Origin of the sequence: Pseudomonas spelaei, from assembly GCF_009724245.1 — a bacterium.
GTDB lineage: Bacteria > Pseudomonadota > Gammaproteobacteria > Pseudomonadales > Pseudomonadaceae > Aquipseudomonas > Aquipseudomonas spelaei.
Genome location: NZ_WNNK01000005.1, coordinates 247,174 through 271,172 on the forward strand (window position 1 = coordinate 247,174; position 23,999 = coordinate 271,172).

Genomic DNA, 23,999 nt, shown 5'->3' on the forward strand with positions numbered 1-23,999 from the left:
GATAGGCCAAGAAGTTATGGCGTTATAACTCGGTCAACGAGGGTCGATGCTGACCCAATACGCACTGTGATACGTCACGCGGATCGGCAACGAATGCTGGAGCAACAGCAAGGTGCGGTCGGTGTCATCCAGCGGATAAATACCGCTCAGGCGCAACCCGGCCACCTGCGGACTCAGGCGCAGGATCCCCTGGCGATAGTTGCCCAGGCGGTCGATCACTTCGGCCAAGGTACGGTCATGCACTTCAAGGCGGCCCTGGGTCCAGGCATTTTCATCGCCTTTGGTGCCTTGCGTGGCAAGAATATCGTGTGCATCGAAGCACACACTCTGGCCAGCCTCGACCACTTGCCGGACGCCCCCGCGCGTGAGCACTTCGGCCCGCGAATGCAGCATCACCAAACGGGTGGAGTCTTCGCCGTGCTGTACCAGAAATTGCGTACCCAGGGCGCGGATCAGACCGTGCTCGGTCTGTACCACGAAGGGCCGCGCCGCCTCCTTGGCCACGTCCACCCATAATTCCCCTGCACGCAGTTCCAGCAACCGCTGGCGGGCGTCGAACAGGTTGATCACGCGGCTGCGAGCGTTCAGCGTCAGGTGGCTGCCATCTTCCAGCGTAAATGGCTTACGCTCGCCCGTGCCGGTGTACAGTTCACCGAAAGCCCCTGGCCAACCCTCGCGGCGTCCCAGTAGCACCGCTGCCAACGCCACCACCAGACTGCCAACGACAAAGCGCCGTCGGCTCGAGGGCGCGTTCACGCTGTGCAAGACGCTCTGGCTTGGCACCCGGCGCAAGGCGTTGGTGCGCAGCAACCTCAAGCCCCCGCTCATTTGATCAATGACCTGTTGATGGCGGACATCAGCCCCGCACCAGGTCTCGAATGCCTCGCGTTCCTGGTCCGTCACGTGTTCCGACTGCAACAACGCCATCCACAGCGCAGCTTCATCCACCACGGCATCATCGGGGCGCGATAGCCTCATGGCTGGGCCATCACTTGGTAACAGCGCTTGAATGCATCGGCCATGTATTGCTGCACCCGGCTGGTAGACACCTGCAAGCGTTCGCCAATCTGGCTGTAGGTCAAGCCGTCCAGTTGGTGGTAAAGAAACGCCGCCTTGGCTTTGGCTGACAGGCCATCCAGCAGCCGGTCTAGCGCGAGTAACGCCTCAATAACCAGCGCCCGCTCCTCCGGAGAGGGATGTACCGGCGCAGGCGAATGGGCCAGGCTTTCGAGGTAGGCACGTTCCAGGTCTTGCCGGCGCCAGCCTTCGTACACCAGGCGCCTGGCGATGGTGGTCAACAATGCCCGGGGCTCGCGGATGGCCGTCGGATCCGGCAGCGACAACACCCGCAGGAAGGTTTCCGAAGCAATGTCCTGAGCACTGTGATGACAGCCCAGCGTACGGCTGACGGAACCGCACAACCACTGATAATCCTTTTGGAACATTTGCCCAATCAACACGTGACTGGGGGGCTGTTGGACACCCATGCCTTGCTCCCTTACGAGACATCTCACCGGTCTCAGAAATCGTCTATTAGCGCTGGCTCGAAACGAGCTCAGGGTCGAAGGGGCGACTTTGCAGCAGAGATGATCAGCTTTGGAAGTAATAAAAAGTATGAGATAGCTATAAAATAGATATAAGAAAGCGGGCTTATCGTTTTGGCTGATAAACAGTATTGCCGCGCACTCGTTCAGCCTCTCGGTGGCCGCTTTATAGAATGGCAACCACAGTCAAATCGCCACAGGCGTGGTGATGGAGGTTGTCATGCGTTACTTATTCGTTGCCCTGCTGAGTGTGTTCAGCACCCTGGCCATGGCCCAGGGAGAAGTGCCCGCAGCCAACGCCAGCGCGACTGCTCAGGCCAGCGACGCCGATGATTCTTCCCTGGACCTGGACATTGCCAAGGTGGTGCGTGATAGCAGTGAGTCATCGAAAGAGTGCGGGCCGGTCAAAGGGCATATGGTCTACGTTGACAGTCATGGCGTACGGCACGAGTTGGACTATGTGCGGTTGGGGGATGCTTGTCAGCATGGTTGATGGGGGCCGAGGCGGCCTGGTAGCCGACCCATTCTCTGAAGCGAACACTGTTCCCCTGTGGGGGAGCTGGTTTGCCTGCGATGCAAACGACTCGGTTTTTCAGTAAGACCGAGGCGATGCCATCGCAGGCAAGCCAGCTCCCACAGAAAAGCAAAAGGGGCCACCCGATCAAAGATCAAACCGATCCACCGCCATGCGCCGCTCATTATCATCGCGTACGTCATAACTGGCCGTGGTCTGAATATTAGTGTGGTGCGCCAACTTCTGGGCAATGGACAAGTCGTGCTCTTCAATCACCCGAGTGATAAACGAGCGCCGAAAATCGTGGGGCATGATCTTCACTCCCACCTGCTGCCCGCGCTGGCGGGCGATGTAGTAAATCGCGTGTTTGGTGATGCGTTCCCGGGTGATGTGGCTGCCCCGGCGGATGCGATTGAACAGAAAGCCATCGTCCTGCTCCCCGTCTTTGAGCTGTTCGCGACGAAACGCCAGCCAAGCCTGCAGTTTGGCAAAGGCCCAGGCCGGAGCGTACTTGATCAACTCCTTGTTACCCTTGCCGATCACCCGCAGGCTGCGTTCGTCAAAGTTGATCTGGGCCAGGTCAAGGTTGACCGACTCCGACTTGCGCATCCCGGAACCGTACAGAATCCCGATGACTGCCGCGTCCCGCAGGCCTTGGGGGCGTGGGTCGGCGGCGCAGACGTCCATCAGTTCGCGAATCAGTGAGCGCCGCAGGTTGCGACCCTGACTCAGACGCGTACCGGGCGCGGCCTTGACCGAGCGCATCTTCAATAAGTGGTCCTGGCTGATCAAGCTCATGCGCCAGGCTTCATTCATCACCCCGCGCACCGCGTTGACATACAACGATGAGGTATTGGGCGCATAACCGTCCTCTCGCAGCACAGCCACCAGGGCCATGACCTGCTCGGGTTGCAGCAAGTGCCAGGGGATGTCTTCCAGGTTGACCTCTTCAAAGCCCAGACGGTCGGCGGCATCTTGCAGCACGTAGCGCATGGTCAGTTGGCTTGAGGGGGCCAGACGGGTGAGGTAGAGGGTCAACGGGTTACGGGTAGACTCAGTCAAGGTAGATCAGCCTTTGGATTAAATACAGCGACTAAGCAATTGTTTAATCGATATATTTAGTGGTTTGGCGAGCGCTGAGTCTAACGCAGGTTTTGCGCGCCCGCCAAACCATGGGCTTATTACTGATCGTCCGGTTGATCGTCAGAGGGCTCCTGGGTCTGGCTCCAGGTAGTGTCTTGCTTGGCCATCAGCGCAAACCATTGCTGACGCATAAAGTCCAGGTACGGCTGGGGCGCCTTGGCGAAATCGTCCTCATCGCCATAACACCCGGGCAAGGGCAGCTCGGTGCCCTGCTCCTTGAACTGGCTGACCAGCGCCTGTTGCCCTGCCGCGCTGCAATCCTTGGGCAGCGGCATGCCCTGGAGCGCTCCGGCATCTTCATCCCACCAGCTGGCGCCATAGCGATCAACGCCGCGCAAGCGGTACCGCTGCGTCTTGCCCACGTGCATGATCAGCTTGAACTCATTGGGGCTGACATCACTGGTACAGGTGCGGGAATAGCCGACGGTGGCCTGGGTGACACCGTCCCCCAGCAGGTCGGTGACTTGGGTCGCCTGCGGGTTGAAGTGCACGCCCGCATCAAACTCACAGCGCTGGACGTCGTCGTAGAGCATCCATACTCGCTTGGGTCGGCCGCCATCAAGCAAGTACTGGGCGGCATAGACGAAGGCCGATTGCGTGCCATCGTCGTCGCGTTCGCTGGTTTGTTCGCCCAGCACCAACAGATTTTTGCCTTGCCGATCGGTCCAGGTATAAGCGCCCACCTGCTTGCCGCGCAGCTCGACACCGTCTGGCAGTTGGTCCAGCGGCGTCAGCGCCACTCGGTCATCGGCCCACACGGTGGTGGCACAGGCCACCGTCATCCACATCACCATCAGGGCCGGCCGTAATTGGCCACGTAACCGTTGCACGCTGTTCATTCGTTTATCCAGGCGGGAGATGGCTTACTTTACCGACACTTGCAGGACAATGGAGAGAAGATTCGTCAGCAAAATCGGCCCTATGCTAATGTCCGATCCTGCTTCCTACGACGAGTTTTTTTCAATGCCACGGACTGCCGCCTTCGAAAAGCCGCGCTGGCTGCGCGACCTGCTGCGTTTTTTGCCCCTCAAAAGCCAGTTTGTGCTCTCCGGCAATGTCCGCGACCTGCAAGCCAGCGAGGTCGCGCCAGGGGTGATTACCGCCCAGAGTTTCAACCTCAACCTGCGGGACGCACTGCTTCAAGGTGGTTTCAGCCAAGTGCTGATCTGGGACCCGCTGGCCGGTTTCAGTGTGTTGGATGCCCCGGGCACCGATCCCGCCAGCGGCCAGACCCTGCTGCGTGAACTGGGCCTGACGCCGGTAGACGGTCACGCCCCAGCCGGCATCGACTTGCTGAGCGCCACCCTGCAGCGTCTGATTACCCGCGCGGGCGAACCTGTTGCCCTGATCATCGACTTCGCCTCCCGCCTGGTGGTACGCAACGATTCGTTGACCGCGGCGGAACACCAGCTTTTCACCCAAGCTCTGGTGCTGTCCCATCAAGCCACCAGCCGACCCGCCGGCGAGCAACGCAAACCCTTCTTTAATAGCGTGTTGTGGGTGGTGGAAAAGGAAGGCGACTTGCCGGACTGGCTGCTGGTAGACAACCCGCGCCTGCGCCACATCCCAGTGTCAAAACCCGACTTGCAAGCCCGCCAGGCCTTGGCCCCGGCTCTGTTGCGGGGGTTGCCCGGCGCCCAGCAGGCCACCCCTGAAGCCCAGGAGCAAGCCGCCAAAGCCTTTGTCGAAAACACCGAAGGCCTGTTGCTGCTGGACCTCAATGCCATCGCCCAACTGGCCCGGGTCGAAGCCGTGGCCATGGAGCGCATCGCCGATGCGGTGCGCCGCTACAAGGTCGGCGTTACCGAAGACCCGTGGTTGAAGATCGACCGCCAGCGCATTCGCCAAGCCGACGATTTTATCCGCCAACGGGTCAAGGGCCAGACCCACGCCGTGACCCATATGCTGGACATCGTCAAGCGCGCCATGACCGGTGTCGGTGCCAGCCGCAAGGGCAACCGCCCCCGTGGCGTGGCGTTCCTCGCCGGCCCCACCGGCGTGGGCAAGACCGAACTGGCCAAGACCATCACCAGCCTGCTGTTTGGTGACGAAGGCGCCTATATCCGCTTCGACATGTCGGAATTCAGCGCCGAACATGCCGACCAACGCCTGATCGGCGCCCCGCCCGGCTATGTCGGCTATGACGTGGGCGGTGAGTTGACCAACGCCATCCGCGAAAAACCCTTCAGCGTGGTGCTGTTCGATGAAATCGAGAAAGCCCACCCGCGCATCCTCGACAAGTTCCTGCAGATCCTCGACGACGGCGTGCTGACCTCCGGCCGTGGTGATCGGGTGTACTTTTCCGAAGCTTTGATCGTGTTTACCTCCAACCTCGGCATCTATCGCCAGGGCGAGAACGGCGAACGGGTCGCCAACGTGTTGCCCGGCGATGCCTACGACCAGGTGCAAGGCAAGGTCCTGAGCGAGATCGAGCGCTACTTCAAGCTGGTGCTCAACCGCCCGGAGATCCTCAACCGTATCGGCGAGAACATCATCGTCTTCGACTTCATTCGCCCTGACGTGGCCGAGCAGATCTTTACCCAGATGGTCAGCGCCACCTTGGGCGACCTGGCCGCTCAGGAACTGCATATCGACTTGGCCGACAGCGCCCTGCAAGCCTTGCGCGAAGTGTGCCTGCACGACCTGTCCAACGGTGGCCGCGGGATTCGCAACCAGTTGGAAGCGCACCTGCTCAACCCATTGGCCCGTGCCCTGTTCGATCAGGATGCACAACCCGGTGAGCACTTCAGTTTGACCCGACTCGACAGCCAGGGGTTGTCCCTGGAGCGTCGTTGAAACTGTCCCGGGTGCATTTTCCGGTCACCACGTTGGGGCCGGGTAATCGCCTGGGCATCTGGTTTCAGGGCTGCAGCATCCGCTGTCCCGGCTGTATTTCTGCCGACACCTGGGGACCGGGCAAACACGCGATCGAATTGGAGACACTGCTGGCGGATTTGGCGCCGTGGCTGGAACAGGCCGACGGCATCACCGTTTCCGGTGGCGAACCCTTCGACCAGCCCGACGCCCTGCTGGCCTTGCTTGCCGGCCTGCGTCAACGCACCCACGTCGATATCCTGGTGTACAGCGGCCATCCCCGGGAACAGCTTGAGCCTTGGCTGGCCCAGGCCGACGGTTTGATCGACGCCTTGATCTGCGACCCCTTTGAGCAACAACAGCCGCAAACCCTGGTCCTGCGGGGCAGCGACAACCAACGCCTGATACTTTTAAGCGAGCTGGGCCGCCAGCGCTTCGCGGGTTATGAACGCCCGCTGAATGCCAGCGACCGGGCTCTGGATTTGATGTTCGATGACGATGGCAGCATCTGGATGGCTGGAATCCCGGGACGCGATGATGTGTTGCGCTTGCGCGACCTGTTGCAGTCCCAGGGTCACCAGCTCCAGACCAGCGCCCACACTTCACGCCGCCGTTTACCGGAATTGCCTTAATGATACGTTTTTGCCCCAACTGCCAGACCGAACGCTCCCTGGCCGAACTGTTCTGCGAAGGCAGCGTCCACGACCAGCCCTGTGGCTGGGACTTGTCCAGCGTGGCCATCCAGCAAGCCGGCTGGCGCCCGCAGCCAGTGGTAACCGTGGAGGTGGCCGAGCAACAAACCGCCTTGCAGTGCCGCAATGGTCACTCGATGGATGCCGGCGACCTGATGTGCATGGTCTGCGACGCCGAGCCAGCCACGGACGCGCCAGTCGAAGAGGTGCCGGTTGAAACCACCAGCAGCGAAACCCTGATCGACGGCTGGCGCCTGTTGCGCCAGATCAGCAGCACCGATGGCATACGTGAGCGCTACCAGGGCGAGCAGGTCAGCGACGGCTATCAGGCGGTGCTGACCTTGTACCGTGCCGGCTCCGAACCCGACCCCGCTGTCTACGAAGTACTGCGTCGCCTGCCCCGCGAACATGTGCCAGAGATCATCGCCACCGGTCGCTGGGACGAGCGCGCCTATGAAATTGCCGAAGAGCTCACCGGCGGCACCCTGTCCGAGCTGGGCATCATCGTCACCGATCTGACCGCCGTCGAACATATCGTGCGTGAGCTGGGCCAGGCCCTGCACGCCTTCAGCGAAGCCGGCCTGCGCCACCGAGACTTGCGCCCGGGCACGTTGCTGGTGCGCAGCCGCGAACCGCTGGACCTGGTGATCAGCGGCTTTGGTTCGGCGCGCTTATCCGAGTTCGACCTGGACATCGTCTCGCCCCTGGAAACCAGCCGCTACATGGCCCCCGAAGCCATCGCCGGTGGCGTCGCCGCCGCGTCCGACTGGTGGAGCCTGGGGATGATCCTGTTGGAGCAGTTGACCCAAGGCGCGTGTTTTGCCGGGATCAATCCCAACGCTTACCTGATTCATGTGCTGGCCAGCGGCGTGCCGTTGCCGGAAGACCTCGATCCGCGCCTCGACCTGCTGTTGCGCGGGCTGCTGGCCCGTGACCGCCATCAACGCTGGCAGTGGCCGCAAGTCCAGGCGTGGTTGGCCGGTGAGGACGTGACCGCCCCGGCGTCCCATGTCGCCGAACAGGATGACGTCGAAGGCGCAACCATTGCCCTCGGTACGCGGCGCTTGCGCAAGCCGGCGCTGTTTGCCCTCGCCGCAGCTGAAACCGAACACTGGCCGCAAGCGCTGGATCACTTGCTGCGTGGGGTGATTGTGACCTGGGCCGAACAGGTCGGGCTGTCACCCAAGCTGCTGGCGGGCCTGCGTCAGGTGGCCCAGCACGATGGCCTCGAAGATGACGTGCGGCTGATGCTCGCGCTGAAACTGCTGAACCCGGAAATGCCACTGATCCAGCGCGGCGAAATCGTCACCCCGGGCTGGTTGCTGGAACATCCACTGGAAGGCTACCGACTGATCACCGGCCCCGCGCCGGACCTGCTGGAGCGCCTTGGCCAATTGGTCAGCGACAGCGGCGAAAACTGGCTGTCGCGCCTGAAAAATCGCGCCGAGCAGGTGCGTCAACGGGCGCTGCACCAAAGCATTGAACTGGACGAAGAACAACTGCGCATCTACCTGCTCTCCACCTCCCGGGCACGCCTCGCCGCGCAATGGGAAGAACGCCAGCGCCTGCTGCCGGACAGCGATCATGCCGGATTGCTGTCCTTGTCCGACCGTCGCCTGATCAGCGAAGAAGACCTGATCGTGCTGCTGAGCGCTGCTATCGGCCAGTTCCGCTCCGTGGACGGCATTCTCGAAGAGGCTGCGGGCCTCGCCAGAGACGTCGAGGTGCTGCTGTTTGATCAGGACGCCGCTCGAGCCTTACTGGCGTTGCCACGCCAGGACATCTATCGCCAGGTGGATGAACGCATCACCGGTTTTGCCCGCTGCGGCGTGCCGGCCGTGGACGAATGGGCGGAACAGTTTCGTCTGGAACGACGCATGCCCCTGGCCCGCGCACTGGTGTTGCTGGCGGTACCGGCCGAGCAATGGCTGGAGCCGCAAAAACAGCACTATGTGGCGCAGATCCTCGATTTCTTCGAGAAAAAGGTCTCCAGCGCGGTGATGCGCGGGCCGCTGGTGCGCATGAGCATTGGCAAGACCACTGCCCGGGTTGACCTGCAGGAGTTGCACAGCGAGCGCCGCCCGGCGGCAGCCTTGCTCGATCACCTGCTGCAACGCAATGCCCAGTCGGTGCCGCTGGACGCGGCGATCTTTGCCGACAATCCCGGCCTGGAGCAGCGCCTTAACAGCCTCAGTCGGCAAAGCTCGCTGTACAAGCGCGACACCGGCATCGACGGCCTGTACCTGGGCTTCCCGTTCTTGTTGACCCGCGACCCGCGCGGCACCACCCGCACGCGCATTGCACCGTTGCTGTTATGGCCGGTGAAGCTGCAGCTGGAAGTGGGCAGCCGTGGCCAGGTGTCGCTGGTGTTCGACAGTGAGCGCGAAGAAGTGCGCCTCAACCCGGCCCTGGAAGGCATGCTTGGCATCGACGGCTGCAAAGCCTGGCGCCAGGCCGCCGATGAAGTGCTGGGCCGCTCGTCGCTGAAAGCCGCCGATGTGATGGATGCCTTTGGCATGCTCGCGACCAGCCGCGCCCGGGTGCTGGGCGCCCTGCCCCCGGTGGGCACCGAAGTGGTGGCGTATCAGGATGAACTGGCCTGTGCGGCAGTGTTCTTCCACGTGACCTTTATGGGGCAAGCGATTGGCGAAGACCTGCGCCAGCTCAAGGCCCTGCCACCCGGCGGCACCGGCCTGGAAACCGCGCTGCGCCTCAATGGCAGCAGCACTGAAGCGCCGGATCAGGAACACGTGCCGGAGTTGCAGCGCTTCTTCACCGTCGCCAGCGACCCATCCCAGGAAGCCGCCGTACTGCAAGCGCGCATGGCCCCCGGCTTGCTGGTGGAAGGCCCGCCCGGCACCGGCAAGAGCCAGACCATCGTCAATATGGTCGCCGACGCCATTGGCCGCCAACGCAGCCTGTTGATCGTCTGCCAGAAGCACGCGGCCCTGGAAGTGGTGCACAAGCGCCTGGTGGCCGAGGGTTTGAGCAACCGCATCGTCATGCTCAACGACGTCAACCGCGACCGTGAGCCGGTGATTCGCGGGGTGCGCGAGCAATTGGAAACACTGTTCAAGACCGAATTGATCACCCAGCCCTGGCAGCGCCAGCGCGAACGCCTGGCCGCGCGCATCGAGGCGCTGGAAGGTGAACTGGACCGTTTCCATCAAAGCCTGCACAAGGTCGATGAGCACAGCGGCTTGAGCTATCGCAGCCTGATCGGTGAATTGATCGAACTGGAGCGCGGTGAACCGCCGCTGGAGATTCCGGCCCTGCGCCAACGCCTCACGGCCCTGGACATCACCGACCTGACGCGCCTGGAAGAAAACTGTGCGCCTTTGGCCCGCTTCTGGTTGCCGGCCCGTTACGAAGGTAGCCCGCTGGCCCAGTTGCAGGCATTCCCCACGGACAAGGCCACTTTGGCTGCGTTCGACGACAGCTTCCAGCGCTTCGCCGCCTGTGAAACCGCACGCTTGGACGTTCTGCAAGCCCACCCTGCACCGTTTGAGGTCGACGACCCAGCGCCTTATCGCGCCTGGCTCGACAGCCATGTGCAAACGCTGCTTGCCCTGAATGATGAGCTACGACAACTGCTGGCTCGCTGGCTGCCGCTGTTCCGTGCCGACAACCAGGGCGAAAGCCTGATCCAGGAAGTCGCCGGGCTTGAGCGCCAGTTGCAGCAATGCACCGTCGATCAGTACAGCCCAACCTTGTCCCCGCCGTTGTCCGCGCTGGCCAGCGCCGAGTTGCATACGCTGCAAAACAACGCGACCAGCGTGATCAAGGGCACCTCCTGGCTGGCCCGCCTGAGCCCCGTGCGTTTTGTGCGGCGCCGCAAACTGCTGGGTTTTATCAGCGAATCCGGCGATGTGGCCGGCGACGAGCGCTTGCCGGTCCTGTTGGCCGCCGCGCAGTTGGAAAGCCAATGGCGCCCGTTGCGGGCCGAGCTGCAAAAACTGCATCAACAGCTGGGGCTGCCGGCCATCGCCACCGACAGTGGTCCGGAGCTGCATCGCCAAAGCATCACCGACCTCAATCGCCTGAACGAAGTGCGCAGCCTTGCCGACGGCCTGCGCCAAGCGCCTCGTGCTGATCAGGTAGACGCTGCCGTATTAACCGGCGAGCGCCAGTCCTTCGAAACCCTGCTGGCCCAATACGACGCTGCCTTCATCCGCCACAACGCGCGCCAGAACAGCCTGGAAACCCTCAAGCGCCTGGCCGACTGGTTGGACGCTGGCCTGGTGCAAACGCTGCAACACGCCGTCGAGCGCAATCAAAGCAACCTGTTGGCGCTCAACCCTTTGGCCGAGGCCCTGCCCCACGTCAGCGCCTACCAACAGTTCCGCGCCCGCGCCGGGCAGTTGACCGAGGCTGACAAGGCGCTGTTTGCCTTGCTGCGTGAGTACCAGCAGGCACTTGAAGGTTATCCACTGGAGCAACTGGACGCGGTGATCCGCCGCCTGCTCAACCGCGAAGCGCGCCTGGGCTGGAAGCGCAACCTGGAACAGCAAAACCCCGAGTTGATGCTCGAGCAAAGCGAAACCCAGGACAAAATCACCAGCCTCGCCGAGGCCGACACCCAGATGCGTGGGCTCAACCGCCAGTTGCTCAGCGAGGGCATCGACCTCAGCCGTCTCGGCACACGCAAGGAATGGGAAGACGTTACCCGCCTCACCGGCAAGCGCTCCCGGCGTTTGCGCGAGTTTATCGAGCTGGGGGCCAACCTCGGCCTGATGAGCGTACGCCCGGTGTGGTTGATGAACCCGGACGTGGCCAGCCGCGTCCTGCCCTTGAAAGCCGGGTTGTTCGACACCGTGATCTACGATGAAGCCTCGCAGATGCCGGTGGAGTTCGCCTTGCCGACGTTGTATCGCGGTCGCGTTACGGTGGTCAGTGGTGACGAGAAACAAATGCCGCCCACCGCGTTTTTCTCCAGCCGTATTGAAAGCGACGAAGCCGAGATGTTCGACGGCGACATGCCCGAAGACCAGGCCGATGAAGAACAACGCGAAGCCTTTGAAGACACCTGGAACCGCCGGGAAATCAAAGACTGCCCGGACCTGCTGCAATTGGCCCGCAGTTCGTTGCCGGCCACCACCTTGCAGATTCACTATCGCTCGGCCTACCGCGAACTCATCGGCTTCTCCAACGCCTCGTTCTACGGTAACCGCCTGAGCATTCCGGTACGTCACCCGCAGGCCAACATCCTCAGCATCAAGCCCCTGGAGCTGATCCGCGTCGACGGCGTATACCAGAACCAGACCAACGAGCAAGAAGCCGAGCGCGTCGTCGATCACTTGGCCCAGTTGTGGCTCAAACCGTATGCCGAACGCCCGTCGGTAGGCGTCGTGACCTTCAACCGCAAGCAGGCAGACTTGATCGAGGAGCGTCTGGAACTGCGCGCCGAGCAGGATGAAGCCTTCCGTGCCGCCTACAGCCAGGAACGCGAGCGCAGCGAAGACGGTGAAGACATGTCGGTGTTCGTCAAGAACGTCGAGAACGTACAGGGAGATGAGCGCGACATCATCGTCTTTTCCTCGACCTTCGGCCGTAACACTCAGGGCACCTTCCGCCGCAACTTCGGGGTGCTGGGGCAGACCGGCGGCGAACGGCGCTTGAACGTGGCAGTAACCCGGGCGCGCAAGAAGGTGGTCATGATCACCTCGATGCCGATTGGTGATATCTCGGACATGCTCAGCACCCAGCGCCCACCGGCCAGCCCGCGGGATTACCTGCAAGGCTACCTGGAATACGCCCGTGCCCTCTCCGCCGGCGAGTTCGACACCAGCCACAGTGTGCTGGGCCGTCTGCTGACGGAGCGCACACAAACCCGCAAGCAGCAGGCAATCCTGGGCGACGGCTTCACTCAGGCCGTGGCCGCGTACGTGCAAACCCTCGGCTGGATTGCCGCGCCCGCCAATGAAGGCGATGCTTTCGGCCTGGATTTTGCCATTGAGAACCCGCAAACCGGGCTCTACGCCTTGGGTATCGAATGCGACACTCCACGACATGCGCTGTTGGCCAAGGCACGCTCCCGGGAGATCTGGCGCCCGTCGGTTCTGCGCCGGGCAATCCCGCATATTCACCGGGTTTCGTCCCAGGGCTGGTACCAGGACGTCGAGGGGGAGAAGTCCCTGCTCAAGGCGGCGATAGAACAAGCCCTCAAGGTCGTGCAGCCGGTTGAACCGCTGCTGGACGTGGAGCCTGCACAATGAGTGGCCCTAAAGTGGTACGGATCGTCACCCGCGAAGAAATCATCGCGATTTGCCAAGGGCATCTGCATCGCCTGGAAAAGGCCGTGGCTCGCTGGGAAGCCCAGGGGCTGAAGATCGGCGAGTTGAGCGACAGTGAGTGCGTGGCCACCCGCGCCCGACGTGACCAACTGAGCCAGTTACTCGCTGACGACCAGTTGCTGGAGCTGCAAAAACGTGTGCCGATTGAAATCGAGTTCTTGTCCCGTGATATGACTCAGCGTGAAGAGCTAGCGGTGAACAAAGCCATTAACCTTCGTCAACAGCAACGCAACCTGCAGGAAAGCGCCGCAACGCTGGTCAAGGCCCTGGAAGGCAAGAACGCAGCACCTGCCCTGCTCGACCAATTGCACGCAGTAGGCGCCGGCAAGCTCGTGGGCCAAGCCCAGGCCTTGTTGGCCCAGGGGTTTGCCCTGCTGAATGCCGCGCCTCAGACCGAACAACTGACTGAGCGCCAACGGCAATTGGCCCAGCAGCTGAAAACCGGCGAGCCTGTAGTTCAGTTCAGCCAGTGGCTGGCCGACCAGACGCGAAAAGCCGTACGCGACCCACGGCTGGAGCGGATCGATCAACATATCGCCCGCCTGCAAACCCTGGACGGCCCGGCAATTGCTGCGCCTTTCCTGCTGCAACTGAGCCGCCTGGAAACCGAAACCCGCGAAAACCCACGCAACTTGCTGCTGGACAGCCTGGTATTGGACTTGGCCCAGGCTACCCTGGCACAGCAACAGCGACGCCAGGCCTTTGAACAGTTGCAGTTGCTGGCGGCAGAAGTCGAGACCTTGAGCACAGCGGGCAGCGCTGAACTGTTGAATCAGGTGGTCGCCAGCGAAACCACTATGGACCTGGCCACCCTTGCTCAACTGACGGAGCAGTGCCAGGCGCAGATTGCCCTTGAACTGCGCCAACGCGCAGCACTGGCCCGGCGTCAGGCCGTGCTGGAGGGTTTGGGCAGCCTGGGTTATGAAGTGCGCGAGGGCATGGCCACGGCGTGGGCCAACGAAGGTCGCGTAGTGTTGCGCAAAACGGCGACACCGGGAGTGGGCGTGGAAGTTGGCGGCAATGCCGAAAGTGGCCGCCTGCAAGTGCGCGCCGTGGCCCTCGGTGCCGATCATGATGCCCGCCGGGACCGCGACATCGAGACAATCTGGTGCGGCGAGTTCCAGCGACTGCAGGCGCTGCTGGCCTCCCGGGGCGACGACCTGAGTATCGAGCGGGCGCTGGCCGTGGGAGAGGTACCGCTCAAGGTCGTTGCGTTGGATGCAGCCTTAGTACAACGAGAAGTTGCACAGCGCAGAACGCTCTAACCCAGACTGCAACACGGCATTCACAAGGAAGACTTACAGTGTGAAAAGGTTCTCGTTTGCCAATCTAGTGCTGGTTTAGCTGAACACTAGCTGTCTACTCGCAAAATAAACGAGTTTTTCATCTGCGTTTCATATTCGTTATACATTTTTGAGCTTAATCTTGGCCGCAGTTTTTGAGAAACAACCGCATTTTGAGGACTAACCTGTTGATTCAGCTTTACCTTTGAGTTTTTTCAGCTTTACTCTTGGTACTCACGGAAGGCGTTACCAGCCCCACCAGGAACCCTCCATGATCGCCATGAACCCTCTCGATGTTTAATCAACATGGGTGAGCCATGCCTGTTGATTGCCCTTGTTCTCAAGCTCTAACTTGCTCTAAACCCGAGGTAATGAATCTTTGAAACCCTACCCAATTCATTGCGTGTCGATCGTTATCCCGGTCTACAACGAAGAACAGAGCCTGCCTGAACTGCTGCGGCGCACCAGCGCGGCTTGCAAGCAGTTGGCTTATGAATACGAAATCATCCTGGTGGATGACGGTAGCCGTGACACGTCCGCCCAACTGCTGGAAGACGCTGCCGCCGAACCCGACAGCAACGTGGTGGCGGTGATCCTCAACCGTAACTACGGCCAACACGCCGCCATCATGGCGGGCTTCGAGCACTGCCGCGGCGACGTGGTGATTACCCTCGACGCCGACCTGCAAAACCCGCCGGAAGAAATCCCGCGGCTGGTGGAGCAAGCGGCCCTGGGCTATGACGTGGTCGCCACCGTGCGCAACAACCGCCAGGACTCGGCCTTCCGCCGCTGGCCTTCGCGCCTGATCAACCTGGCTGTGCAGCGCTCCACCGGCGTGGCCATGAGTGACTACGGCTGCATGCTGCGCGCTTACCGCCGCACCATCGTCGACGCGATGCTGGCCTGCCGCGAGCGCAGCACCTTTATCCCGATCCTGGCCAACAGCTTCGCCCGCCACACCACGGAAATCCTGGTGCATCACGCCGAGCGTGAACACGGCGAGTCCAAATACAGCCCGATGCGCCTGATCAGCCTGATGTTCGACCTGCTGACCTGCATGACCACCACGCCATTGCGCCTGCTGAGCATCGTGGGTTTCAGCCTCGCGGCCCTGGGCATGCTCTTTGCCTTTGCGCTGATCGTGATGCGCCTGGCCTTCGGTGCCGGCTGGGCGGGCGACGGTACCTTCGTACTGTTCGCCGTATTGTTCGTGTTTACCGGCGGCCAGTTCATCGGCATGGGCCTTCTGGGTGAATACCTGGGCCGCATGTACAGTGACGTGCGCGCACGTCCACGGTTCTTTATTGAAAAAGTGCTGCGCAACCAACCGGCAGCACCCGCTCCTACCGTCATTGTCGACGGCCTGAGCACCTCTCATACTTCCACTTCTCCTTCCGATCAGGTTTCGTCATGAATCCAAAAGCTGTTGTCTTCGCCTACCACGATATTGGCTGTGCAGGCATTGAAGCCCTGCTCAACGCGGGTTACGACATCGCCGCCGTGTTTACCCATGCCGATGACCCCAAGGAAAACAACTTCTACGGTTCTGTCGCACAACTGTGCGCACGCAATGGCATCCCGGTACACGCACCGGAAGACGCCAACCACCCGCTGTGGATCGAGCGCATTGCCAAGCTGAACCCTGAGTACATCTTCTCCTTCTATTACCGCAACCTGCTGAGCGAGGCCCTGTTGGCCACCGCGAGTAAAGGCGCGTTCAACCTGCACGGCTCCTTGCTGCCGACATACCGTGGCCGCGCACCGGCCAACTGGGTACTGGTCAAGGGCGAAACCGAAACCGGCGTGACCCTGCACCGTATGGTCAAGCGTGCCGATGCCGGCGCGATCCTGGCTCAGCAGAAAGTCGCCATTGAGCGCACCGACACCGGCCTGACCCTGCACGCCAAATTGCGTGAAGCCGCCAGCAACCTGCTGCGTGATGCGCTGCCACAACTGGCCCAAGGCAAGTTGGCGGAAACCGCCCAGGACGAAAGCAAAGCCACCTACTTCGGTCGCCGCACCGCTGCCGACGGCAAGCTTGAGTGGAAAAAACCGGCTGAAGAGCTGTTCAACCTGGTTCGTGCCGTTACCCAACCGTACCCGGGTGCATTCTGCGCCGTGGGCGAGCACAAGCTGATCGTCTGGAGCGCCGAAGTTGTCAAAGGCAACGAAGGCCAGGCCCCTGGCCGTGTGATCAGCGTCGACCCGCTGCGTATCGCCTGCGGTGAAGACTCGCTGGTGATCACCTTCGGTCAACGCAACGAAAACGGCCTGTACCTGGCCGGCCCCTCCCTGGCCGATGAACTGGGCCTGGTGGACGGTTCCGTCCTGCGCGGCGCCGAGTCGGGTCGCAAGCCACGTCGTACCCGCGTACTGATCCTGGGCGTCAACGGTTTTATCGGTAACCACCTGTCCGAGCGCCTGCTGCGTGACGACCGTTACGAAGTCTACGGCCTGGACATCGGCTCCGACGCCATCGAGCGCCTGCGCAGCCACCCGAACTTCCACTACGTGGAAGGCGATATCAGCATTCACTCCGAGTGGATCGAATACCACATCAAGAAGTGCGACGTGGTGCTGCCGCTGGTAGCCATCGCGACCCCGATCGAATACACCCGTAACCCGCTGCGCGTGTTCGAGCTGGACTTCGAAGAGAACCTGAAACTGGTTCGCTACTGCGTCAAGTACAACAAGCGCGTGATCTTCCCGTCGACTTCCGAAGTCTATGGCATGTGCCAGGACGAGAACTTCGACGAAGACACCTCCAACCTGGTGGTCGGCCCGATCAACAAGCAGCGCTGGATCTACTCGGTCTCCAAGCAACTGCTGGACCGCGTGATCTGGGCTTACGGTGCCAAGGGCCTGAACTTCACCCTGTTCCGTCCGTTCAACTGGATGGGCCCACGCCTGGACCGTCTGGACTCGGCGCGTATCGGCAGCTCCCGTGCCATTACCCAGTTGATCCTGAACCTGGTGGAAGGTACGCCGATCCGCCTGTTCGACGGTGGCGAGCAGAAACGCTGCTTCACCGACATCGCCGACGGTATCGAAGCGCTGGCGCGGATCATCGACAACGACAATGACGTCTGCAACGGTCAGGTCATCAACATCGGTAACCCGGACAACGAAGCCAGCATCCGCCAGTTGGGCGAAGAGCTGCTGCGTCAGTTCGAAGCTCACCCGCTGCGCGCCAACTTCCCTCCGTTCGCCGGTTTCCGCGACGTGGAAAGCAAGGCGTTCTACGGCACCGGTTACCAGGACGTGGCACACCGCAAGCCAAGCATCGAAAACGCCAAGCGCCTGCTGGACTGGGCGCCAACCGTGGAAATGAGCGAAACCATCGGCAACACCCTGGATTTCTTCCTGCGTGAAGCCATGCTCGAAATCGCGGACAAGCGCTGATGCAGGCAGGTCTACGCATTGACGTCGACACCTACCGAGGCACCCGTGATGGGGTGCCGAAGTTGTTGGAACTGCTCGATGAAGCCGGAATCAAGGCGACGTTTTTCTTCAGCGTCGGGCCGGACAACATGGGGCGCCACTTGTGGCGCCTGATCCGCCCGCAGTTTCTGTGGAAGATGTTGCGCTCCAATGCAGCCGGTTTGTATGGCTGGGACATTTTGCTGGCCGGCACCGCCTGGCCAGGCAAACCCATTGGCCGTGACCTGGGGCATCTGATGCGCCAGGCCAAGGCGGCCGGCCATGAAGTGGGCCTGCACGCCTGGGATCACCACGGCTGGCAAGCCAACACCGGGCGCTGGAGCGATGCCCAATTGATCGAGCAGATTCGCCGTGGCGTCGACACCTTGAGCGACATTCTGGGCGATCGCGTGGACTGCTCGGCGGCCGCCGGCTGGCGTGCCGATGAGCGCGTGGTGCAAGCCAAGCAAGGTTTCAATTTCCGCTACAACAGTGATTGCCGTGGTGACAGCCTGTTTCGGCCAACCCTGGCCGATGGCAGCGCGGGCACCCCACAAATTCCGGTGGACCTGCCGACCTTCGACGAAATCGTCGGGCCGGTGGTGGCCGCCAAAGATTTCAATGCCTACATCCTCGACCGGTTTACCGAGTCGAAATTGAACGTCTATACGATCCACGCAGAAGTAGAAGGGATTCTGATGGCCAATGAATTTCGTCAGTTGCTGGCCCAGGCCGGACAGCGCGGCATCAACTTCCAACCCTTGGGTAACCTGTTGCCCGCCGACCTTGCCACCCTGCCCCAGCAACAGTTGGTGCGTGGTGCATTGAACGGCCGTGAGGGCTGGCTGGGAGTACAACAGGCATGATTCGCCGCTGGGCCCTGCCCCTGCTTCTGTTGGCCTTTGGTGTGTTCTACCTGCTGCCGCTGGCCACCCATGGCCTGTGGATTCCCGACGAAACCCGCTATGCGCAAATCAGCCAGGAAATGCTGCTGACCGGCAAGTGGGCGTCACCGCACTTCATGGGCATCCGCTACTTCGAAAAACCGGCCGCCGGCTACTGGATGATCGCGCTGGGCCAGGCGATTTTTGGCCAGAACCTGTTCGGTGTGCGCTTCGCCTCGGCCTTGAGCACCGGCTTGAGCATCCTGCTGGTGTACTTCGTCGCCCGGCGGTTGTGGAACGACCCGCGCAAGAGCCTGACCAGCGCCGTGCTGTACATGAGCTTTGTCAGCGTGGCGTTGCTGGGTGGCTATGCCAACCTGGATCCGCAATTCACCTTCTGGGTCAACCTGACAGGCGCCGCCTTGTGGTTCTGTTTCGACAGCACGACACGTCGGGGCAAATTGTGGTCCTGGGCCTTGCTGGGCTTTGCCTGTGGCATGGGGTTCATGACCAAGGGTTTCCTGGCCTGGTTGCTGCCGGTACTGATCGCCCTGCCCTACGCAATCTGGCAAAAGCGCTTTCGTGAGTTGCTGGGCTATGGCTTGGTGGCCGTGGTGGTGGCGATTGTCGTAAGCCTGCCGTGGGCGCTGGCCGTGCATGCCCAGGAGCCGGATTACTGGAACTTCTTTTTCTGGCACGAGCACATCCAGCGCTTTGCCGGCGACGACGCTCAGCACGCAGAACCGTTCTGGTATTACCTGCCGCTGCTGGTTGCCTTCTGTCTGCCGTGGATGGCCCTGCTGCCGTCGACCCTGAAACAGGCGTGGCAGGAAAAACGTACGCAGAAAACCGCGTTCCTGCTGCTCTGGTTGTTGATGCCCCTGGCGTTCTTCAGCCTGGCCAAAGGCAAACTGCCGTCTTACATCATGCCGTGCCTGCTGCCCCTGGCCTTGTTGATGGGCAATACCCTCGCGGACAAGCTGGCCCAGGCTCGCAGTCGTGTGCTGCGTATCAATGGTTGGCTGAACCTGGCCCTCGGGGTGCTGGCGTTGCTGGCCCTGACCTGGTTCCAACTGAAGAAGCCGGTGTACGAACACAACGAAGAGCTGCTGAGCCTGGTGCTGGTGTTCGTGTTCCTGTTCGGCTGGATCATCGCCAACCTGCTGCAAGCGGCACGCCCGTTGCGCCTGTGGGCTGCACCGGTGGTAGGCACTTGGCTGCTGGTGGCATTGGTCCCGGCCGCGCTGCCTCACTCGGTGGTCTATAACAAGACTCCCGACCAGTTCATCATTGATCACATCCCGGAACTCAAGCAGGCCAAGCACCTGCTGAGCAACGATCTGGGGGCCGCCTCCGCCTTGTCCTGGCGTCTGGCCTACCCACAAATCATGCTCTACAACACTGTCGGCGAAGTGAAGTACGGCATTGCCTTCCCGGATACCGCCTATCGCAAGATCGACATCGCCGAAGTCCAGCAATGGATGACGGATGCCCGCAAACAAGGCCCGGTGGGTGTAGTGATGCGGGTCAAGGGTGACGATGAGCAGCGCGAAGTCGACTTGCTGCCCCAGGATGGCAAGCGCTACGAGCAAGGCAATCTCGTGATCCTGTTTTTCCCGCAGAGCGCGCCATGACCTCTCTGCTCCTGTTACTGACGGCCTGCCTGTTGACCTGTATGGGCCAGGTATCCCAGAAGTTTGCCGTCGAGAGCTGGCGTGATCAGCCCGACGGTTGGGCCCCCAAACTGCGCTCCCTGTGGCTGTGGTCGGCACTGGTTTGCCTCGGCCTGGGTTTGCTGGTCTGGCTACTGGTGTTGCAACGCCTGGAAGTCGGCGTCGCCTACCCCATGCTCAGCCTGAACTTCGTGCTGGTGACCCTGGTGGCGCGCTTTGTCTTTCATGAACAGATTGACGGTCGGCACTGGCTGGGCGTAGCCCTGGTGATTGCCGGCGTCGTGTTGCTGGGGCGCCAGGTATGAGCCGGGGTCGCGGTTTTGCCCTGGCACTGGGTAGCGTCGCGTTGGTCAGCGGTGCCCAGTTGGGCATGCGCTGGAGCATGACCCGCCTTCCGTTGCCCACCGAATGGCTGAATGCCCTCAACAGCGGCTCCATCGACCTCGGCGCACTGGGGGTGGTGATCCTGGCGATCATCGCCTATGCCCTGTCGATGCTCTGCTGGCTGGGCGCCCTGCGGGATCTGCCCCTGGGCCGTGCCTATTCGCTGCTGAGCATCAGTTATGCGCTGGTGTACCTGCTGGCGGCCAGCCTGCCGGTCTTCAACGAACACTTTTCATTTTCTAAAACAGCGGGGGTGGCCTTGGTCATTCTCGGTGTCCTGACTATCAACTCTCGTCGTGCTAGCACCACAAGTCCCAGGAATGCCCCATGAAAATCAGTGTATTTGGTAGTGGTTACGTCGGTCTGGTACAAGCCACCGTACTGGCCGAAGTTGGTCACGATGTCATCTGCATGGATGTTGACGAGAAAAAGGTCAAGCTGCTGCAGCAAGGCCACGTGAGCATTTTCGAGCCAGGGCTTGCCGCCATGGTCAAGGAAAACCTGGAGAGCAAGCGCCTGCACTTCACCTATGACGAGAAACTGGCCGTCGAACATGGTGAAGTGCTGTTCATTGCCGTGGGTACGCCTTCGGATGAAGACGGTTCGGCAGACCTGAAATACGTGCTGTCGGTGGGTGATGCCGTCGCCCGTCACCGCGTCGCACCCGTCATCCTGGTGGAAAAATCAACCGTGCCCGTCGGCACCGGCGACACCCTGCGTGCGCATATGGAAAAAGCCCTGCACGCGGCCGGGCGCAGCCTTGAGTTCGATATCGTCTCCAACCCGGAATTCCTCAAGGAAGGTTCGGCTGTCGCCGACTGCCGCCGTCCAGACCGTATCGTCATCGGTTGCGAGCGCGAAGAAGTGCGCGACGTGATGCGCGAACTGTATGCGCCGTTCAACCGCAACCATGACCGCATCATCTTCATGGACCTGCGCAGCGCCGAGCTGACCAAGTACGCCGCCAACTGCATGCTGGCCACCAAGATCAGCTTTATCAACCAGATCGCCGAACTGGCCGAACACCTGGGTGCCGACATCGAAGCCGTACGCCTGGGCATCGGTGCCGACACGCGCATTGGTTACCACTTTATCTACCCGGGCTGCGGCTATGGCGGCTCGTGCTTCCCCAAAGACATGCGCGCGCTGATCCACAGTGCCAAGGAAGCCAACTGCTCCAGCGACCTGCTGGAAGCGGTCGAGGCCATCAACCAGCGGCAGAAGAGCAAGCTGTTCGAGCGCGTCAACGCCTTCTTCAAGGGCGAACTGCGCGGCAAGACCTTCGCCCTGTGGGGTCTGGCGTTCAAGCCCAACACCGACGACATGCGCGACGCGCCCAGCCGGGTGCTGATGGAAGCCCTGTGGGCGGCCGGCGCCACTGTGCGGGCGTTTGACCCGGAAGCGATGCAGGAAACCCAGCGTTTGTACGGTGATGACCCACGCCTGATGCTGATGGGCACGCCGGAATCGACCTTGAGCGGTTCCGACGCCTTGATCGTCTGCACCGAGTGGCAGCAATTCAAGGCGCCGGATTTCGACTTGATTCACGAACGCCTCAAGACGCCGGTGATCTTCGACGGGCGCAACCTGTACGACGGCGAACGTCTGGCGCGTAAAGGCTTCCAGTACTTCCCGATGGGCCGTGGCGACTCGTGCAACCTGCCTATTCCTCAACAACAATGGGTATCTGCGGTCAAGGAAGCGTAAAACGTGGATAAAGCTCTCCAGCCCCTGCTCAGTCCGACAATTCGCCGACACTCGCTGGGGCTGGGGCTCCTGGCGTTGGTCCTGTTTGTGGCCGGCAATTGGCACCAGGCGATCATCGGCTTTGATTCACGCTTCGTGCTCTTCGCCCAGGAAATGCTGCGCCATGGGCCGGGGTTTTTCCCCACCACCTATGGGCAGCCCTATGCCGACTACTCGGCGACTTCGACTCTGCTGGTCTGGTTACTGTCACTGCCGTTGGGTGAAGTAACCAGCTTCACCGCGTGGTTGCCGACAGCAATCGCTTCGGCCGTGATCGTGATACTGATCTACCGGCTGACGGCGCCCTACTCCCAGCGCTGGGCGTTGCTGAGCGTTGCATTGCTATTGCTCAGCAGTACCTTCATCAGCGAAACCCGTGCGGTGTCGCTCGACCAGATGCTGGCCGCCGTGGCCCTGACCGTGTTTTACCTGGGTTATGCCCATGATCACTTCGGTGCCAGCAAACGTCTGCACTGGCTATTGCTGCTGGTGATTCTGGGGTTTGCGATTCGGGGCCCCATCGGCCTGGTGATTCCGACGGGCATGCTCTGCAGCTATTACCTGATCAATCGGCAGTGGCGCCAACTGTTCACCTTCGGCCTGTTGGCCCTGGCGTTGCTGGTGGCGTGTATCGGCCTCTTGCTCTTGCTGGCCAAGCTCAGCGGCGGTGAACCGTTCATGCAGGAAGTCATCCGCATGCAGTTCCTCGGCCGCATGGATGGCACCGAAGGCGCGAGCCCGTTGCTGTATTACTTCACCAGTTCCATGGGCAACTATGCCCTGGCCTATCCCATGGCGATATTGGTGCTGGTTGCCATACTGGTGGGTGGTCGTCGTCCGGTGGATCCTGCCCTGCAACTGGTGCTGTATTGCGCCGCTGCCGGTTTGATCGTGATGATTGGCCTGTCGGTTCCGCAGGCGAAAAAAGCCCGCTACGTGCTGCCGATGTTGCCCATGGCGGCGATCATTGCGGCGTATCCGTTCCAGGTGACTCGGGGACGGTTGTTCGCCTGTCTGCGAGTCCTGATGCTGGGGCTCTGGACGCTGATCCCGGGATTGCTGATCGTGGGCCTGTTCGTGGCTCGTAATCGTTTCGCCAAGGACTTGGGCAGCCTCAATCCGATCTTCGGGATACTGATCGCGCTTCAGGTCCTGAGCCTGGGGTTGCTGTTCAAGCAGCGCCTGCGCTACCTGGGCCCGGCCTTCGCTGCGGTGCTGGCGGTATGGGCCACCTATATCGTGATGGTCGAGCCGCTGCAGCGCAGTCTGTATGACACTCGCACCTTTACGGTTCAGGCGCATACGCTGATCAAGGAGCAACCGGCGCCAATCGTGCTGCATGCGTTGGGCAAAGACGCGAAAGCGATCAAGTTCATGGTTAACCTTGATTGTGACCGAGTGCCGCTGTTTACCCAGCAGCCTGGCGATCTGGCGCCGATACAGGCACCCGCCTGGTTGGTGATGAGTCAGGCTGACTTTGAAGCCTTGACCGATCCGCGCCTGCGTTCGTTGTCTCCGGTGCTGATTGGGCAGTTTGACAAGAACCCTTATGTGCTTGTGCATCTGGTCAAGGCTTCCCAGCCTTAATGCCATTGCCTGTCGTCACTGG

Annotated in this window: 17 protein-coding genes; 13 read left to right on the plus strand and 4 right to left on the minus strand. The window is 61.4% G+C overall.

Annotated elements, in window-relative coordinates; translation table 11 throughout:
* Positions 1-33 precede the first annotated feature (33 nt).
* On the minus strand, positions 34-978 hold the full coding sequence (locus GNF76_RS08350) for a FecR domain-containing protein (RefSeq protein WP_155582698.1): 945 nt from the start codon (positions 976-978) through the stop codon (positions 34-36).
* Positions 975-1,487, minus strand: a complete 513-nt coding sequence (locus GNF76_RS08355) for a sigma-70 family RNA polymerase sigma factor (RefSeq protein WP_155582699.1) — start codon at positions 1,485-1,487, stop codon at positions 975-977. The genes GNF76_RS08350 and GNF76_RS08355 overlap by 4 nt, the downstream gene beginning before the upstream one ends.
* A gap of 277 nt (positions 1,488-1,764) precedes the next feature.
* On the opposite strand from GNF76_RS08355, the gene GNF76_RS08360 reads away from it, so the two are divergent.
* Complete coding sequence (locus GNF76_RS08360) at positions 1,765-2,037, plus strand: DUF2790 domain-containing protein (RefSeq protein WP_155582700.1); 273 nt, start codon at positions 1,765-1,767, stop codon at positions 2,035-2,037.
* Between the two features lie 168 nt (positions 2,038-2,205).
* Here the strand turns inward: GNF76_RS08360 and GNF76_RS08365 are convergent, their stop codons facing one another.
* Both GNF76_RS08365 and GNF76_RS08370 read right to left on the minus strand, forming a co-directional pair.
* Positions 2,206-3,120, minus strand: coding sequence for a site-specific integrase (locus GNF76_RS08365; RefSeq protein ID WP_155582701.1), 915 nt, complete (start codon positions 3,118-3,120; stop codon positions 2,206-2,208).
* Between the two features lie 119 nt (positions 3,121-3,239).
* The gene (locus GNF76_RS08370) at positions 3,240-4,040 is read right to left on the minus strand and encodes a M949_RS01915 family surface polysaccharide biosynthesis protein (protein ID WP_155582702.1); all 801 of its coding nucleotides are present in this window, start codon (positions 4,038-4,040) and stop codon (positions 3,240-3,242) included.
* A gap of 82 nt (positions 4,041-4,122) precedes the next feature.
* Between GNF76_RS08370 and GNF76_RS08375 the strand changes: the two genes are divergently transcribed.
* The 12 genes from GNF76_RS08375 to GNF76_RS08430 all read left to right on the plus strand — a co-directional run bounded on the left by GNF76_RS08375 (position 4,123) and on the right by GNF76_RS08430 (position 23,977).
* The gene (locus GNF76_RS08375) at positions 4,123-5,997 is read left to right on the plus strand and encodes an AAA family ATPase (RefSeq protein ID WP_178123233.1); all 1,875 of its coding nucleotides are present in this window, start codon (positions 4,123-4,125) and stop codon (positions 5,995-5,997) included.
* Positions 5,994-6,647 (plus strand): 4Fe-4S cluster-binding domain-containing protein, encoded by a 654-nt coding sequence (locus tag GNF76_RS08380; RefSeq protein ID WP_155582704.1) that lies wholly within the window; start codon positions 5,994-5,996, stop codon positions 6,645-6,647. Before GNF76_RS08375 ends, GNF76_RS08380 begins: the two co-directional genes overlap by 4 nt.
* Positions 6,647-12,922, plus strand: coding sequence for an AAA domain-containing protein (locus GNF76_RS08385; protein WP_155582705.1), 6,276 nt, complete (start codon positions 6,647-6,649; stop codon positions 12,920-12,922). The genes GNF76_RS08380 and GNF76_RS08385 overlap by 1 nt, the downstream gene beginning before the upstream one ends.
* On the plus strand, positions 12,919-14,265 hold the full coding sequence (locus GNF76_RS08390; protein WP_155582706.1) for a coiled-coil domain-containing protein: 1,347 nt from the start codon (positions 12,919-12,921) through the stop codon (positions 14,263-14,265). The genes GNF76_RS08385 and GNF76_RS08390 overlap by 4 nt, the downstream gene beginning before the upstream one ends.
* Before the next feature lie 397 nt (positions 14,266-14,662).
* The gene (gene arnC / locus GNF76_RS08395; RefSeq protein ID WP_155582707.1) at positions 14,663-15,697 is read left to right on the plus strand and encodes an undecaprenyl-phosphate 4-deoxy-4-formamido-L-arabinose transferase; all 1,035 of its coding nucleotides are present in this window, start codon (positions 14,663-14,665) and stop codon (positions 15,695-15,697) included.
* Positions 15,694-17,685, plus strand: coding sequence for a bifunctional UDP-4-amino-4-deoxy-L-arabinose formyltransferase/UDP-glucuronic acid oxidase ArnA (gene arnA, locus GNF76_RS08400; RefSeq protein WP_155582708.1), 1,992 nt, complete (start codon positions 15,694-15,696; stop codon positions 17,683-17,685). Before arnC ends, arnA begins: the two co-directional genes overlap by 4 nt.
* Positions 17,685-18,569, plus strand: a complete 885-nt coding sequence (gene arnD / locus GNF76_RS08405; RefSeq protein ID WP_155582709.1) for a 4-deoxy-4-formamido-L-arabinose-phosphoundecaprenol deformylase — start codon at positions 17,685-17,687, stop codon at positions 18,567-18,569. Before arnA ends, arnD begins: the two co-directional genes overlap by 1 nt.
* On the plus strand, positions 18,566-20,221 hold the full coding sequence (arnT, locus tag GNF76_RS08410; protein WP_155582710.1) for a lipid IV(A) 4-amino-4-deoxy-L-arabinosyltransferase: 1,656 nt from the start codon (positions 18,566-18,568) through the stop codon (positions 20,219-20,221). The genes arnD and arnT overlap by 4 nt, the downstream gene beginning before the upstream one ends.
* Positions 20,218-20,565 carry a 4-amino-4-deoxy-L-arabinose-phosphoundecaprenol flippase subunit ArnE gene (gene arnE / locus GNF76_RS08415; RefSeq protein ID WP_155582711.1) on the plus strand — a complete coding sequence of 116 codons (348 nt, stop codon included), beginning with the start codon at positions 20,218-20,220 and terminating at the stop codon, positions 20,563-20,565. The genes arnT and arnE overlap by 4 nt, the downstream gene beginning before the upstream one ends.
* Complete coding sequence (gene arnF / locus GNF76_RS08420; RefSeq protein ID WP_155582712.1) at positions 20,562-20,975, plus strand: 4-amino-4-deoxy-L-arabinose-phosphoundecaprenol flippase subunit ArnF; 414 nt, start codon at positions 20,562-20,564, stop codon at positions 20,973-20,975. The genes arnE and arnF overlap by 4 nt, the downstream gene beginning before the upstream one ends.
* Positions 20,972-22,351, plus strand: coding sequence for a UDP-glucose dehydrogenase family protein (locus tag GNF76_RS08425; protein ID WP_155582713.1), 1,380 nt, complete (start codon positions 20,972-20,974; stop codon positions 22,349-22,351). The genes arnF and GNF76_RS08425 overlap by 4 nt, the downstream gene beginning before the upstream one ends.
* Positions 22,352-22,354: 3 nt before the next feature.
* The gene (locus tag GNF76_RS08430; RefSeq protein ID WP_178123234.1) at positions 22,355-23,977 is read left to right on the plus strand and encodes a glycosyltransferase family 39 protein; all 1,623 of its coding nucleotides are present in this window, start codon (positions 22,355-22,357) and stop codon (positions 23,975-23,977) included.
* The last annotated feature ends 22 nt before the right edge of the window (positions 23,978-23,999 follow it).

What these genes read in the sequence shown, in the direction of transcription:
- GNF76_RS08375 (WP_178123233.1), top strand. Translation starts at nt 4,123, where the DNA reads ATGCTAATGTCCGATCCTGCTTCCTACGACGAGTTTTTTTCAATGCCA.
- GNF76_RS08370 (WP_155582702.1), bottom strand. Translation starts at nt 4,040, where the DNA reads ATGAACAGCGTGCAACGGTTACGTGGCCAATTACGGCCGGCCCTGATG.
- GNF76_RS08390 (WP_155582706.1), top strand. Translation starts at nt 12,919, where the DNA reads ATGAGTGGCCCTAAAGTGGTACGGATCGTCACCCGCGAAGAAATCATC.
- arnA (WP_155582708.1), top strand. Translation starts at nt 15,694, where the DNA reads ATGAATCCAAAAGCTGTTGTCTTCGCCTACCACGATATTGGCTGTGCA.
- GNF76_RS08360 (WP_155582700.1), top strand. Translation starts at nt 1,765, where the DNA reads ATGCGTTACTTATTCGTTGCCCTGCTGAGTGTGTTCAGCACCCTGGCC.
- GNF76_RS08425 (WP_155582713.1), top strand. Translation starts at nt 20,972, where the DNA reads ATGAAAATCAGTGTATTTGGTAGTGGTTACGTCGGTCTGGTACAAGCC.
- arnE (WP_155582711.1), top strand. Translation starts at nt 20,218, where the DNA reads ATGACCTCTCTGCTCCTGTTACTGACGGCCTGCCTGTTGACCTGTATG.
- arnT (WP_155582710.1), top strand. Translation starts at nt 18,566, where the DNA reads ATGATTCGCCGCTGGGCCCTGCCCCTGCTTCTGTTGGCCTTTGGTGTG.
- GNF76_RS08350 (WP_155582698.1), bottom strand. Translation starts at nt 978, where the DNA reads ATGAGGCTATCGCGCCCCGATGATGCCGTGGTGGATGAAGCTGCGCTG.
- arnD (WP_155582709.1), top strand. Translation starts at nt 17,685, where the DNA reads ATGCAGGCAGGTCTACGCATTGACGTCGACACCTACCGAGGCACCCGT.
- GNF76_RS08355 (WP_155582699.1), bottom strand. Translation starts at nt 1,487, where the DNA reads ATGGGTGTCCAACAGCCCCCCAGTCACGTGTTGATTGGGCAAATGTTC.
- GNF76_RS08385 (WP_155582705.1), top strand. Translation starts at nt 6,647, where the DNA reads ATGATACGTTTTTGCCCCAACTGCCAGACCGAACGCTCCCTGGCCGAA.
- arnF (WP_155582712.1), top strand. Translation starts at nt 20,562, where the DNA reads ATGAGCCGGGGTCGCGGTTTTGCCCTGGCACTGGGTAGCGTCGCGTTG.